The following is a 12,963-nucleotide window of genomic DNA, read 5'->3' on the forward strand; positions in this document are numbered from 1 at the left end:
ACGTGCTCCCTAATCCTGCGGTTCCGTGAGTTCGATGCGTTTGACATCGCCAAGAATAAAGACGTACGCCACCACACCGAGCAGCGCCGCGCCGCCGATATAAATGAGTGCGTAGAAGAAACTGCCGGAGGCGGCGACGATAAAGCCAATGACCAGCGGCGTGAGGATCCCCGCCAGGTTGGCGCAGAAGTTAAACAGTCCGGCAGTCAGACCACCGAGTCCGTTGGGTGCCATGTCGGAAATCAGCGTCCAGCCGAGGCCAACCATTCCCTGGCCAAAGAAAGCAAACGACATCACCAGGATAACCGCGGTGTCGCTGTGCAACCAGTTGGCAGTGATGATGCAGCTCGCCATCAGCAGGCCGACGATAATCGGCAGCTTGCGCCCAAGGTTGGCAGAGCCAGTGGCTTTCAGCAGTTTGTCCGATACCCAGCCGCCGAACATCACCCCACCCGCTGCTGCGAGAAACGGCAGAATGGCGAAGAAACCGACCTTCAGCCATGGCATGTGACGCTCGGTGGCGAGCCATGTCGGGAACCAGGTCAGGAAGAACACCAGCACCGTGTTACCGGCAAACTGACCGATACTCGCCCCGACAATCTGACGTTTGCTGAGCAACTGGCGTACCAGCGGCCAGCTGAACTGCGTTTTTTGCACCACGGCAGATTGAATCCCGCCGCCCGCTTCGATGTATTCACGCTCCTGCTGGCTCAAACGGCGGTCTTCGTGCGGTTCGCGGTACAATCGCCACCACGCAATCGCAAATAAGATGCCGACCACGCCGACGGTAATAAACAGCGCGCGCCAGCCAAAGCTGCCCATTATCCAGAACAGCAGCGGCGAGAAGCAGGCGAGGCCAAGATATTCGCCGACGGTGTACACCGCTGTGGCTTTTGCCCTCTCCTGCTGCGGAAACCAGGCGCTGACCACCCGGCTATTTACCGGGAAGCACGGTGCTTCGCTGATCCCAAGCCCAAAGCGACACAGTAATAAGGATTTGATCCCCACCGCCATACCGTGAAACAGCGTGAACAGCGACCACAGCGTGAGGGAGAGGAAATAGGTGATTTTGTTGCCGAAGCGGTCGAGGAACAGGCCGCCGGGAATCTGTGCCAGTGCGTAGGTCCAGGCAAAGGCCGAGAACACCAGGCCCATTATCGCGGCGTTGATGCCGAGTTCCTGAGTCAGCGACGGGGCAGCGATGCCCAGCACCGTGCGGTCGAGATAGTTGATCATTGTGCCCACTGCCAGCAGGGCCAGAATACCGATTCGACGCCGGGTGCGGCGCACAGCGGTGACCGCCTCCGCGGCCACTGCGTGGTCATGGCTGTAAGTGCTCATAGTGTTTCCTGTCTTTGTAGGGTGCAGATGACTGTTGTTATTTTCACTCCACCAGCCGAACCTTTTGGTTCAGTCTGATTTACTCACTGTACTGCATGGCCGAAAGACGGACCGCCGCATTGACCGCGCCGTATTGCGCATAGCCGTTACGTCGTTCGGTTAACTCAAAGAAAAAGCGTCCGGTGCTGAATGGGCGGGTATACAGATGTAAAAACTCGCCGCCGCTGCCGTCACGATCGTACAGGATTTGCTGTTGTTGCAGCACGTCAGCCTGTTCGCTGTCGCCAAACCGCGCCCGTAGATCCTCATAATAGTTGGCTGGAATAGGCAGCGCAGAAGGCAGCCCGCCGGGTAAGGTTTCAAGCACTGCGGGTAAATCCACGCAGGCAAATGCCGCGTGTTGCAGCCCCGCCCCCTGATAGCAGGCCACCGACCGCGCAATCTGCGTGGCGCGACTTTGGGAAATATTCAGCGCCAGGCGAATATTGCCCTGTGGGCTGTGTACCGCCAGGCTGCGTACCAGCCCGTAAGGATCGGGCATCGTCTGCTCGTGCTCAAGCGTAAAGCCAAAGACGGTGCGGAAGAACATCACCCAATTATCGCGGCTGTCGGCCTCCATGCCTAACGCCAGATGATCGATGCCAAGCAGGCCTGAAGTCAGGACCGGCGCATTGAGTTCAAAGTCACGGGCGTAGATATCATCACCCTCTTCCACCAGATAAATCAGGCTGCCGTCCGGGGCGCATACCGCCGGGATGGTGCTTTCATTCGGCCCCACTTCCCCTTGCCAGGTGGCGTAGCCGTAGGCTTTTGCCCGGGCGATAATCGGCTCACTGCGGCTGACGCGCAGCGCCATGGCACAAAGTGAAACGCCGTGCCGCTGCCAGAAATGATCCGCCCAACTGTGCGGCTGATGATTGACAATCACCCGCGCACCGCCGTTTTGCCACAGGCTCACTTTTTTACTGCGGTGCATTCCCTGCAGCTGGAAGCCCATTTGGCCGAGGCTGGTGCCGAGCTTTTTCGCTTCGGCAGGACTGGCGGAAAATTCAATAAATTCCGGCCCCTGATATTCCGGCAGCGCGGGCAGCGAACAGAGTTCAGCGTCGGTTTCTGGTAACTGTTGACGAGTTTGTTCCTCCAGCCACAGCAGAGAACGATAGCCGTCCTTCGCGGTTGCGCCGTTTGGCGAAGCGCGAAAACCATCGTTAAACACTTCCAGCGACCACGGACCGCGATAGCCGCGCCGGGTTAAATCGGTGGCAAATTCCACTACTGGAAGCTCGCCCTGCCCCGGGAAGCAGCGGAAATGGCGACTCCACTCGAGTACGTCCATTTTCATCACCGGCGCATCAGCCAGTTGGAGGAAGGTAATTTTATCGACCGGCACTTCGTCCAGCCGGGCCAAGGTGTCGCCCAGCGCCAGCACGTGGAAGCTGTCGAGCACAATCCCCATCGCCGGGCTGTCCACCGCTTTTACGCGCTGCCACGCCTGATGCCAGTGATTCACCTGAGTTCCCCAGGCCAACGCTTCGTACCCGACGTTGATTTTTTCACGTTCGGCCAGCTCCGCCAGCGCACGCAGGTCACTGATTTGCAGGTCGATGTCCGGGCTGGTGTCCGGCGCTACACTGCTGCATAACAGCAAGGTGTCGCAGCCGAGCTGATGCATTAGCTCAAATTTACGTCTGGCGCGTTCGAGATTGGCGGCAAACTGCGAGCGGCTGGCACCTTCGAAATCACGAAAGGGCTGAAAAAGCGTGATCTGCAAACCGAGATCGGCGGACATCTGTCGGATATCCGCCGGCGAACCGGTATAATAGAGCAGATCATTTTCAAAAATTTCAACGCCCTGATAGCCTGCATCGGCAATAGCGCTCAGTTTTTCCGGTAAGGTGCCTGATATCGAGACGGTTGCGATGGAGCGCAGCATAGTGTCACCTGTCATGATCCACGGGAAATCTGAATATGAATCATTTGGTTCATGCACGCCATAATTCGTTGCTAATTTGTGATCGTTGTGTGTATTTTTTGTTCTTACCCGAAGCGGGAGTCGCTATGTCTGTTGTTGTTCACGATGAAGCCCAGAGCCTGAAAGAGAAGATTTTTGCCGCTGCCATCGCGGTTTTCGCCGAGCACGGCCTGGCCGGGGCGAGAATGGAACAGATAGCCGGAGAGGCCCAAACCACCAAACGGATGGTGGTCTATTACTACAAAACCAAGGAGCAGCTGTATCAGGCAGTACTGGAACACGTCTATGCCCGCATTCGTGAAAACGAGCAGCAGCTGGGGCTGGAAAATTTACCGCCGGTCGAAGCGCTGGTGCAGTTGGTGAAATGGAGCGTGGCGTACCACGCAAGCCATGCGGATTATATGCGGATCATTTGCATGGAGAACATGCAGCGCGGGAAGTGGCTGAATGCGTCAGGTTTGTTGAAATCGCTGAACAAAAGCGCCCTGTCGATTCTGGAAAATATTCTCGATCGCGGTCAGCAACAGGACATTTTCCAGCAAGGCGTTGAGGCCCGGGACGTGCATCGTCTAATCAGCAGCTTCAGTTTTTACCAGGTGTCGAATTTTTACACCTTTAATAGCCTTTATCTTGACGGCCCGCTGCCGGAAATTGACGACCCGCAACTGGTGGCGCATCACTCAGAAATTGCCGTGAAAGCCGTTTTGCGCTTTGTCATTGCCTGATTATTGACCCGCCAGCGCGGTGATGACGCGTTCCATCGCCTCGCGGGTCTGTTCACTGCGTTTGATTTTCTGGTTAGCAAGCGATGTGCGCAATACGCCAGCAATTACAATGTGTTTGGGCTCTTGTCCCAGGTCACGCATCTCCAGTACGACCTTGCCGACCACCCGGCACATCTCCTGATACAGCGCTTCATCTTTACCTTGATTGCCCATCTCTTGCTCCCGCTAACTCATTAATTTTCAATTCATTACTGATGATAGCGTCTTTCTGAGTAACTTTCGCCATTAGATTCTGTTACAAAGTAAAGATCGCCTCGTAATGATTTTGTTAAGCGCTATCGTCTTGTTCTGAAACGGCGTTTTCATTTTCTTTTTCATCCGTAACCTCGTATAATACGCACCGATTCTTTCTTGAATGGTTTCAGCGCATTGGACTGCATAAAAAATAACGTAAAACTTCATCCAACCTTCGTAGCTGAAAACCAGGCTCACTTTCCTCTGCACGCTTTTTTGATGTCACCTATCCTTATCTCGTGGCATCGCGACTTTCGTAATACAGGTTTACCTTCGTGGCAGTGCGCCCACGATCCAAATTTTCCTATTCCTTCTCTCTCAACTTAAAGACTAAGACTGTCATGAAAAAGACCAAAATTGTTTGCACCATCGGTCCAAAAACCGAATCCGAAGAGATGCTGACCAAAATGCTGGACGCCGGCATGAACGTGATGCGTCTGAACTTTTCTCACGGCGACTACGCTGAACACGGCCAGCGCATCAAGAACCTGCGCAACGTGGTTAGCAAAACCGGTAAGTCAGCGGCAATCCTGCTGGATACCAAAGGCCCTGAAATCCGCACCATCAAACTGGAAGGCGGCAACGACGTCTCTCTGAAAGCAGGCCAGACCTTCACGTTCACCACGGATAAAACCGTTGTCGGTAACACCGAAACTGTGGCGGTTACCTACGAAGGTTTCACCAGCGATCTGAGCGTCGGCAACACCATTCTGGTTGATGACGGCTTGATCGGTATGGAAGTTACCGCTATCGAAGGCAACAAGGTTGTTTGTAAAGTGCTGAACAACGGCGACCTGGGCGAAAATAAAGGCGTTAACCTGCCAGGCGTTTCCATCGCTCTGCCAGCACTGGCTGAGAAAGACAAACAGGATCTGATCTTCGGTTGTGAACAGGGCGTTGACTTCGTTGCAGCGTCCTTTATCCGTAAGCGTTCTGACGTGCTGGAAATCCGTGAGCACCTGAAAGCCCACGGCGGCGAAAACATCCAAATCATCTCCAAAATCGAAAACCAGGAAGGCCTGAACAACTTCGACGAAATCCTCGAAGCGTCTGACGGCATCATGGTTGCTCGTGGCGATATGGGCGTTGAAATCCCGGTTGAAGAGGTTATCTTCGCGCAGAAGATGATCATCGAAAAATGTGTACGCGCGCGTAAAGTGGTTATCACCGCGACCCAGATGCTGGATTCTATGATCAAGAACCCACGTCCAACTCGCGCTGAAGCCGGTGACGTTGCTAACGCCATCCTCGACGGTACCGATGCAGTCATGCTGTCCGGTGAGTCTGCGAAAGGGAAATACCCGCTGGAAGCGGTGACCATCATGGCAACCATCTGTGAACGTACTGACCGCGTGATGACCAGCCGTCTGGACTTCAACAACGACAGCCGCAAGCTGCGCATCACCGAAGCGGTTTGCCGCGGTGCAGTAGAAACAGCTGAGAAACTGGAAGCGCCATTGATTGTTGTTGCGACCCAGGGCGGTAAATCTGCTCGCGCTATCCGTAAATACTTCCCGGATGCCACCATCCTGGCGCTGACCACCAACGAACTGACTGCACGTCAGCTGGTGCTGTCTAAAGGCGTTAACGCGCAGCTGGTTAAAGAAATTTCGTCTACTGATGATTTCTACCGTCTGGGTAAAGAAGTTGCACTGCAGAGCGGTCTGGCTCAGAAAGGTGACGTTGTGGTGATGGTTTCTGGTGCGCTGGTACCAAGCGGAACCACCAATACTGCATCCGTGCACGTACTGTAATTTCGGTTCAGTTGACTTAATTTGCACAAAAGCGCCCTCGTGGCGCTTTTTTTATTCCTGCGATAGCCTTATTTAATAAAAATGCAAATCGGATTTCACTATTTAAATTGTGATTATCTAAGATTAATCCAATGAAATCGTACTGTTTTCACACAGCTTTTGCATTTTGCACTCCCGTTAGATGCTTCTTTGAGCGAACGATCAAAAATAAGTGTATTCCCATCAAAAAAATATTCTCAACATAAAAAACTTTGTGTAATACTTGTAACGCTACATGGAGATTAACTCAATCTAGAGGGTATTAATAATGAATCGTACTAAACTGGTACTGGGCGCGGTAATCCTGGCTTCTACTATGCTGGCAGGTTGTTCTTCTAACGCTAAAATCGATCAGCTGTCTTCTGACGTTCAGACTCTGAACGCTAAAGTTGACCAGCTGAGCAACGACGTGAACGCAATGCGTTCTGACGTTCAAGCTGCTAAAGACGACGCAGCACGCGCTAACCAGCGTCTGGACAACCAGGCTCACTCTTACCGTAAGTAAGAGTACCTGTAATAAAAATGGCGCACATTGTGCGCCATTTTTTTTGCCTGTTAATCATCTTTCACGTTATTGCCACGTTATTGCATTATCCGCGTTTCATTCGCCGTTGCAGGTGTTCCATTCTGAACCGAAAGCACCTGATTCTGCCCTGTCGCCACCGGGGTCACGCCCGAAGAGACAACAACAGGGATCCCCGCCCGACGGTACATCGCTTTATCCGCCATCACCTTATCGGTGCCTTTATCGCTGGCGAACTGCGAATAGCCTGCCGGGAGCACGTAGGTCATGGTCTGCGGGTTCTGGGTTTCATCCTGCGTCAGTGGACGGTGAACTTCCATATAGCGTGTACCGTTCGGCTCAATCGAATATTTCACCGGCTGGTTAATCACCTGTACGGGCGTCCCGACCCGCACCTGCGCGAACAGCGCTTTGATGTCATCGGTAAACATCCGCATACAGCCGGAGCTGACGCGTAGTCCGACGCTGTTCTGCGCATTGGTCCCGTGAATCAGATACTCACCGTTACCGTACGCCAGACGCAATGCGAAGCGCCCCAGTGGATTATTAGGCCCAGCGGGTACCACAGGGGGCAGTGTAATGCCTTTTTCCAGTGAGCGCTGGCGGATGCCCGCTGTGGGCGTCCAGGTCGGATTAGGGATTTTCTGCCCGACGCGAGTGGTCATTTCAGGCGTTTCAAGCCCAAGCTGGCCGATGCCTAACGGATACACCTGCACCGTATTGCCGCCCGGTGGGAAATAATAGAGTCGGAGCTCCGCCAGGTTGACCACAATGCCTTCCCGCGGTACGTCAGGCAGCAGCAATTGAAGCGGAATGATCACCTGCGTTCCCGGTTTCGGCACCGGCGCAATGGTGTTATTCGCTTCAAGGATTATCATCGCGGCGGTATCAAAGCGCCGGGCAATGGTTTGCAGGCTATTGTCGCCTTCCTGCACCGTGTAGGTTTGGTTTTGTCCCACGAGACGGCTACCGTTAGCCGGTAAGGTGTATTCAACCGCTCTGGCGGCCTGAGACGCGCCGAGAGCACCTAAGAACATTAACGAGATGAGAGATGCGCGTTTCATACTGAGTTTCCCTTTTATTCACTGACAGAACGCCAGAAAGCTAAACCACCCGCGAGGTGGAATCCCCACCTCGCGTTACAGAATGAAAGCTGTATTTTAAGATTAGTTTAGCTAAAACTCAGAGCCTGCGCGCGAATTGCGCGGATCATCGCTTCGAGCCCCTGCGAACGCGAGGGCGTAAGGTGTTGGGTGAGCGCCATTTTCTCAAACCACGGGCGCACATCAAAGGCAAGAATGTCCTGGGCGGTCATCTGATGGTAAAGACTAAAAACGACGGCGATCAGACCCTTAACGATAGCTGCGTCGCTGTCACCGTGCAGTTCAATCCGCCCGTCGGCGCTGCGTTTTATCACAATCCACACCTGACTCTGGCAGCCCTGAATAATGTTTTCCGGGTTATGCGCGTCATCGCTGAGCGGGGCTAAACGTTGGCCCAGCTCGATGATATACAGGTATTTTTCTTCCCAGTTGGCGCAACGATTGAAGTTACGCAACAGCTTATCTTTGTCCGGCAATGCGGCCATAAAGCCTCCCTGTCAGCCCAGTAAACGATGAATACGTTTCAATCCTGCCACCAGACGGTCCACCTCTTCAACCGTGTTGTACATCGCAAGCGATGCTCGACACATAGCTGGAACGTTATAAAACGCCATTAGCGGCATGGCGCAATGGTGTCCGGTGCGCACCGCAATACCGTAGTTATCGAGGAAACTGCCGACGTCATAGGCGTGATGTTTACCGAGATTGAACGCGATAACACCGAGTCGATTTTGCGGGCCGTACAACGTGAGTTCTGGCACCGTTGCCAGCTCCGCCAACGCATAATGCATTAAGGTGTGCTCGTAATCGGCAATATTGTCCAGACCCAGCCCGCTGATATACTCCAGCGCCGCCCCGAACGCGATAATCCCGCCAGTGTTAGGCGTGCCCGCCTCAAAACGCCACGGCTCTTTCGCCCAGGTGGTGCCTTCTGTCAGGCTAACGGTGGCAATCATTGAGCCCCCGCCTTCCCACGGCGGCATATACTGCAAAATTTCGTCTTTCGCGTACAGAACGCCGATGCCGGTCGGGCCATACAGCTTGTGCGCTGAGAAAACATAAAAATCGCAGTCCAGGCTTTGCACATTCACGGCGTGATGCATCACCGCCTGTGCCCCGTCGATCAATACTTTTGCGCCGTGCTGATGTGCCAGTTCGGTCAGCGCCTTCACAGGGTTTTCCGTGCCGAGTACATTCGACACCTGAGTTACCGCCAGCAGCTTCGTGCGTTCGTCAAACAAACCGGGGATTGCATCCAGCTGCAGCGTGCCGTCAGCGTTAAGTGGGATAACGCGCAGTTCAGCGCCAACGCGCGTACAGAGCATCTGCCACGGTACGATGTTGGCGTGGTGTTCCATCTGGCTGATAACGATGTTATCGCCCTGAGCGACGTTACTGTCGCCCCAGCTGTTCGCCACCAGGTTGATGCCTTCGGTGGTGCCGCGCACAAATACCAGTTCTTCAGCCGAACGGGCATTCAGGAAGGTGGCGGCCTGCTGGCGCACCTGTTCCATGCGGGTCGTCGCTTCAGCGCTGAGGGTGTGAATACCGCGATGAACCGCCGCATAACCGTGACGATAAAACTCCGCTTCAGCGTCGATCACCGCGTTAGGTTTTTGCGCGCTGGCCGCGCTATCCAGATACGCCAGCGGCTGGCCATTGACTTCACGGGTCAGCAGCGGGAAATCGGCCCGCACCCGTTCAATGGAAAATGTCATGCTCTTCCTCCCGGCAAGCGCTGACCAATCCGCGCCAGCACTTCACGCCTGATGGTCTCATCGCTAATGGCTTCAGTCAGCTCAGCGGCAAAGGCATACATGATCATCTGCTGGGCGGCCTGCTGTTTGATTCCGCGCGAACGCAGATAGAACAACTGTTCGTCGTCGATACGCCCGATGGTCGCACCGTGGCTGCACTTCACGTCATCGGCATAGATTTCCAGCTGCGGCTTGGTGTCCACTTCTGACAGTTTTCCGAGCAGCAAATTGTTGTTGGTCATCTGCCCGTCGGTTTTAATCGCGTGCTGCGCGACGTTGATAATCCCGTTAAATACCGCCCGGCCTTTATCGCTGACGATGGTTTTATGCAGCTGACGGCTATTGCAATAGCCTTTGTTATGCTCAAGCCAGGTGCGGGTGTCACACACTTCGTTGTTCACCGGCATCGCCAGGCTGTTAATGCGCAGCGTGGTGTTTTCGCCGTTGAGCTGGCTGCTGGTGTTATGCCGCAGAACCACACCGCCGAGCAGGAAACTGTGGCTTGTCGCGCTGGCATCCTGACCGAGCTGAATGTCGTTATGGCCAAAGTGAAAGCTGGTCGGGTTTTCAAACGCGAGTTTGATATGCTGTAAATGTGCGCTGTCCGCGACCTGCATCGTCAGGCGTGAACCGGTAAAGTGGCGCGCGTCGTTCAGACTGGCGTAATGTTCAATCACCGTGGCTTCTGCACCCTGCGCCAGTTCCAGATGATGACGATAATGCGCGGTATTCATCTCCTCGCCTTCGACACCCTGGGTGATATGCATCAACAGCAAGGGTCTGGCAGGACGCTGATTGCGCGCCACCTGAATATGCGTCACCGCCTGCGCCAGGCTTTCCGTGAGGTGCAGGAACACTTCCGGTTGCACCGCCGCAGGCAGCGTCTCACGTGCGTTATCGACCATGACCTGGAAACCGCTGTCCGCCAAATCATCGCTCAGTTCGCGAATGAATCGACCGTTCACAAACACCATTCGCAGCGCATCAACCGGCAGCGCCAGCGCGTCACGCTGCTGCACATCAATCGTCGCATCGGCGCTGACAAACTGGCTGTTCAACAGTCCATCCAGCGGTGTGTATTTCCAGTTTTCCTGTTTACGCGTTGGCAGACCGAGACGCAGCATCTGCTGCAGGTGCTGTTCCGAATGCGCCGTGCGCGCGGTGCTTTGCGCCTCGAAGAGATGATGCCATTGCTGCAGCGCGTTACTGCTGTTCGGTAAGCCAGCCATAGCCCTGCTCCTCCAGCTGCTTAACCAGCGTGAAATCGCCGGATTTAACGATACGGCCCTGATACAACACGTGCACAAAGTCCGGTTTGATGTAGTCAAGAATACGCTGGTAATGGGTGACGATAATGAACGCGCGTTTGCCGTCACGCAGCGCATTGACGCCGTCGGAGACAATTTTCAATGCATCGATGTCCAGCCCCGAATCTGATTCATCCAGAATGCACAGTTCTGGCTCAAGCACCGCCATTTGCAGAATGTCGTTACGCTTTTTCTCACCGCCGGAGAAACCAACGTTGACCGAACGCGTCAGCAAATCTTCAGGCATTTTTAGTAGCTTGATTTTCTCTTCCATCAGATCCTGAAAATCAAAGCGGTCGAGTGATTCCTGGCCACGATACTGACGCACCGCATTCAGCGCCGTTTGCAGGAAGAACTGATTGCTGACGCCGGGGATTTCCACCGGATACTGAAAGGCCATGAAGATACCTTCCCCAGCGCGATCTTCCGGAGCCAGTTCCAGCAGATCTTTGCCTTTGAATTCAACCGTTCCGCCGGTTACTTCGTAATCTTCACGCCCGGCGAGCGTCGCCGACAGTGTACTTTTCCCGGAGCCGTTTGGCCCCATGATGGCGTGCACTTCGCCCGGGCGAATGTCCAGATTAAGCCCGCGCAGGATCTCTTTATCTTCTACCGCTACCTGTAAATCTTTAATGCTTAACATATGTGTCCCTTAATCCTTAACCGACGCTGTGTTCGAGGCTTATCGCCAGCAATTTTTGTGCTTCGACCGCAAACTCCAGCGGCAGCTCTGAGAAAACGTCCTTACAGAACCCGTTGACGATCATCGAAATCGCGTCGTCTTCGCTGATACCGCGTTGCAGGCAGTAGAACAGCTGGTCTTCACCAATGCGCGAGGTCGTGGCCTCGTGCTCTAGCTGGGCACTGTTGTTGCGACATTCAACGTACGGGAAGGTATGCGCCCCGCTGTCCGGGCCAATCAGCATCGAGTCACACTGGGTGAAGTTACGCGCGTTGGTCGCCGTCGGCATGATTTTGACTAAGCCGCGATAGCTGTTCTGGCTGTGTCCGGCGGAGATCCCTTTCGAGATAATGGTCGATTTGGTGTTTTTGCCGATGTGAATCATCTTGGTGCCGGTGTCGGCCTGCTGATGTCCGGCGGTCAGCGCCACCGAGAAGAACTCACCGATGGAGTTATCGCCGCGCAAAATACAGCTCGGGTATTTCCAGGTAATGGCCGAACCGGTTTCCGACTGGGTCCATGACATTTTGCTGTTTTCGCCTTCGCACAGCGCGCGTTTGGTAACAAAGTTCAGAATGCCGCCGGTGTTGTTATCGCCCGGGAACCAGTTCTGCACGGTGGAATATTTCACTTCCGCATCTTTGTGGATGATCACTTCCACCACCGCGGCGTGCAGCTGGTAGCTATCGCGTACCGGGGCCGAGCAGCCTTCGATATAGCTCACATAGCTGCCTTCATCGGCCACCAAAATTGTGCGCTCGAACTGACCGGTTTTTTCAGCGTTTATGCGGAAATAGGTCGACAGTTCCATCGGACAGCGCACGCCTTTTGGCACGTAAATAAAGGTGCCGTCAGAGGCGACCGCAGCGTTAAGTGCGGCAAAGAAATTATCGTTGCCTGGCACCACGGTGCCGAGATATTTCTGCACCAGTTCGGGATAATCATGGATAGCCTCGCCGAACGAACAGAAAATAATACCCTGCTCGCCCAGCTTTTCCCGGTAGGTGGTGGCGACGGAGACGGAGTCGAAAATCGCATCGACCGCCACCTCACGACCTTCACGTACCGGCACACCGAGCAGGCTAAACGCATCTTCGACTTCCTGACTCAGGAACGCATTAGCCCCGGTTTGCTGAACCGCACCCGGTTCTGAGGCGCAGGTTTCATCGCAGTTACCGCAGGACGGCGCTGAGTAGTAGCTGTAATCCTGATAGTTCAGTTTGTCGTAATGCGCTTTCAGCCAGTGCGGCTCTTCCATTTCAAGCCACGCCCGGAACGCGTTCAGCCGAAATTCGAGCATCCACTCTGGTTCGTTGCGTTTGGCAGAAATGGCGCGCACAACCTCTTCGCTGATCCCTTTCGCCAGTTCGTCGGTCTGCAAGTGGGTAAAGAACCCTTCTTTATAATTGAGCTGACCACCGGCCCAGGTTTTGACATCGTCAGTTGCTTCAGTATTACGTGACATA

At 54.3% G+C, this 12,963-nt stretch carries 13 protein-coding genes; 4 read left to right on the top strand and 9 right to left on the bottom strand.

Annotation, left to right across the window (positions count from 1 at the left end; all coding sequences use genetic code 11):
- Positions 1–9 precede the first annotated feature (9 nt).
- Both MUU47_RS12165 and MUU47_RS12170 read right to left on the bottom strand, forming a co-directional pair.
- The gene (locus MUU47_RS12165) at positions 10–1,341 is read right to left on the bottom strand and encodes an MFS transporter (RefSeq protein WP_258988458.1); all 1,332 of its coding nucleotides are present in this window, start codon (positions 1,339–1,341) and stop codon (positions 10–12) included.
- Between the two features lie 79 nt (positions 1,342–1,420).
- Positions 1,421–3,274: a bifunctional sugar phosphate isomerase/epimerase/4-hydroxyphenylpyruvate dioxygenase family protein gene (locus tag MUU47_RS12170; RefSeq protein WP_258988459.1), complete on the bottom strand. Its 1,854-nt coding sequence runs from the start codon at positions 3,272–3,274 to the stop codon at positions 1,421–1,423.
- A gap of 125 nt (positions 3,275–3,399) precedes the next feature.
- Here MUU47_RS12170 and MUU47_RS12175 point away from each other — a divergent pair, with 125 nt between their 5' ends.
- On the top strand, positions 3,400–4,038 hold the full coding sequence (locus MUU47_RS12175; RefSeq protein ID WP_258988460.1) for a TetR/AcrR family transcriptional regulator: 639 nt from the start codon (positions 3,400–3,402) through the stop codon (positions 4,036–4,038).
- Here the strand turns inward: MUU47_RS12175 and fumD are convergent, their stop codons facing one another.
- The gene (gene fumD / locus MUU47_RS12180; RefSeq protein WP_159767725.1) at positions 4,039–4,251 is read right to left on the bottom strand and encodes a fumarate hydratase FumD; all 213 of its coding nucleotides are present in this window, start codon (positions 4,249–4,251) and stop codon (positions 4,039–4,041) included.
- Between the two features lie 216 nt (positions 4,252–4,467).
- Between fumD and ynhH the strand changes: the two genes are divergently transcribed.
- The 3 genes from ynhH (at position 4,468) to MUU47_RS12190 (ending at position 6,630) form a co-directional block, all read left to right on the top strand.
- Positions 4,468–4,659 carry a protein YnhH gene (gene ynhH, locus MUU47_RS23600; RefSeq protein WP_445326607.1) on the top strand — a complete coding sequence of 64 codons (192 nt, stop codon included), beginning with the start codon at positions 4,468–4,470 and terminating at the stop codon, positions 4,657–4,659.
- Between the two features lie 14 nt (positions 4,660–4,673).
- A complete protein-coding gene (pykF, locus tag MUU47_RS12185) occupies positions 4,674–6,086 on the top strand; it encodes a pyruvate kinase PykF (protein WP_159767722.1) in 1,413 nt (470 codons plus the stop codon).
- Between the two features lie 307 nt (positions 6,087–6,393).
- Complete coding sequence (locus MUU47_RS12190) at positions 6,394–6,630, top strand: major outer membrane lipoprotein (RefSeq protein WP_034455915.1); 237 nt, start codon at positions 6,394–6,396, stop codon at positions 6,628–6,630.
- Between the two features lie 77 nt (positions 6,631–6,707).
- On the opposite strand, the gene ldtE is transcribed toward MUU47_RS12190, so the two are convergent.
- From ldtE to sufB, 6 genes are all read right to left on the bottom strand, one after another.
- The gene (gene ldtE / locus MUU47_RS12195; protein ID WP_258988461.1) at positions 6,708–7,712 is read right to left on the bottom strand and encodes a L,D-transpeptidase LdtE; all 1,005 of its coding nucleotides are present in this window, start codon (positions 7,710–7,712) and stop codon (positions 6,708–6,710) included.
- Between the two features lie 107 nt (positions 7,713–7,819).
- A complete protein-coding gene (sufE, locus tag MUU47_RS12200) occupies positions 7,820–8,236 on the bottom strand; it encodes a cysteine desulfuration protein SufE (RefSeq protein ID WP_258988462.1) in 417 nt (138 codons plus the stop codon).
- A gap of 12 nt (positions 8,237–8,248) precedes the next feature.
- Positions 8,249–9,469, bottom strand: coding sequence for a cysteine desulfurase SufS (gene sufS / locus MUU47_RS12205; RefSeq protein WP_258988463.1), 1,221 nt, complete (start codon positions 9,467–9,469; stop codon positions 8,249–8,251).
- Positions 9,466–10,737 carry a Fe-S cluster assembly protein SufD gene (gene sufD / locus MUU47_RS12210; protein WP_258988464.1) on the bottom strand — a complete coding sequence of 424 codons (1,272 nt, stop codon included), beginning with the start codon at positions 10,735–10,737 and terminating at the stop codon, positions 9,466–9,468. The genes sufS and sufD overlap by 4 nt, the downstream gene beginning before the upstream one ends.
- Entirely contained in the window at positions 10,712–11,458 is a 747-nt protein-coding gene (sufC, locus tag MUU47_RS12215) for a Fe-S cluster assembly ATPase SufC (protein WP_258988466.1), read from the bottom strand. Before sufC ends, sufD begins: the two co-directional genes overlap by 26 nt.
- Before the next feature lie 16 nt (positions 11,459–11,474).
- Positions 11,475–12,962, bottom strand: a complete 1,488-nt coding sequence (gene sufB, locus MUU47_RS12220; RefSeq protein WP_159465487.1) for a Fe-S cluster assembly protein SufB — start codon at positions 12,960–12,962, stop codon at positions 11,475–11,477.
- Position 12,963 lies beyond the last annotated feature (1 nt).

It is taken from the genome of Scandinavium hiltneri (assembly GCF_024764835.1).
Lineage (GTDB): Bacteria > Pseudomonadota > Gammaproteobacteria > Enterobacterales > Enterobacteriaceae > Scandinavium > Scandinavium hiltneri.

Coding starts and splice junctions, on each gene's coding strand:
- MUU47_RS12165 (WP_258988458.1), bottom strand. CDS start 1,341: ATGAGCACTTACAGCCATGACCACGCAGTGGCCGCGGAGGCGGTCACC.
- MUU47_RS12170 (WP_258988459.1), bottom strand. CDS start 3,274: ATGCTGCGCTCCATCGCAACCGTCTCGATATCAGGCACCTTACCGGAA.
- MUU47_RS12175 (WP_258988460.1), top strand. CDS start 3,400: ATGTCTGTTGTTGTTCACGATGAAGCCCAGAGCCTGAAAGAGAAGATT.
- fumD (WP_159767725.1), bottom strand. CDS start 4,251: ATGGGCAATCAAGGTAAAGATGAAGCGCTGTATCAGGAGATGTGCCGG.
- pykF (WP_159767722.1), top strand. CDS start 4,674: ATGAAAAAGACCAAAATTGTTTGCACCATCGGTCCAAAAACCGAATCC.
- MUU47_RS12190 (WP_034455915.1), top strand. CDS start 6,394: ATGAATCGTACTAAACTGGTACTGGGCGCGGTAATCCTGGCTTCTACT.
- ldtE (WP_258988461.1), bottom strand. CDS start 7,712: ATGAAACGCGCATCTCTCATCTCGTTAATGTTCTTAGGTGCTCTCGGC.
- sufE (WP_258988462.1), bottom strand. CDS start 8,236: ATGGCCGCATTGCCGGACAAAGATAAGCTGTTGCGTAACTTCAATCGT.
- sufS (WP_258988463.1), bottom strand. CDS start 9,469: ATGACATTTTCCATTGAACGGGTGCGGGCCGATTTCCCGCTGCTGACC.
- sufD (WP_258988464.1), bottom strand. CDS start 10,737: ATGGCTGGCTTACCGAACAGCAGTAACGCGCTGCAGCAATGGCATCAT.
- sufC (WP_258988466.1), bottom strand. CDS start 11,458: ATGTTAAGCATTAAAGATTTACAGGTAGCGGTAGAAGATAAAGAGATC.
- sufB (WP_159465487.1), bottom strand. CDS start 12,962: ATGTCACGTAATACTGAAGCAACTGACGATGTCAAAACCTGGGCCGGT.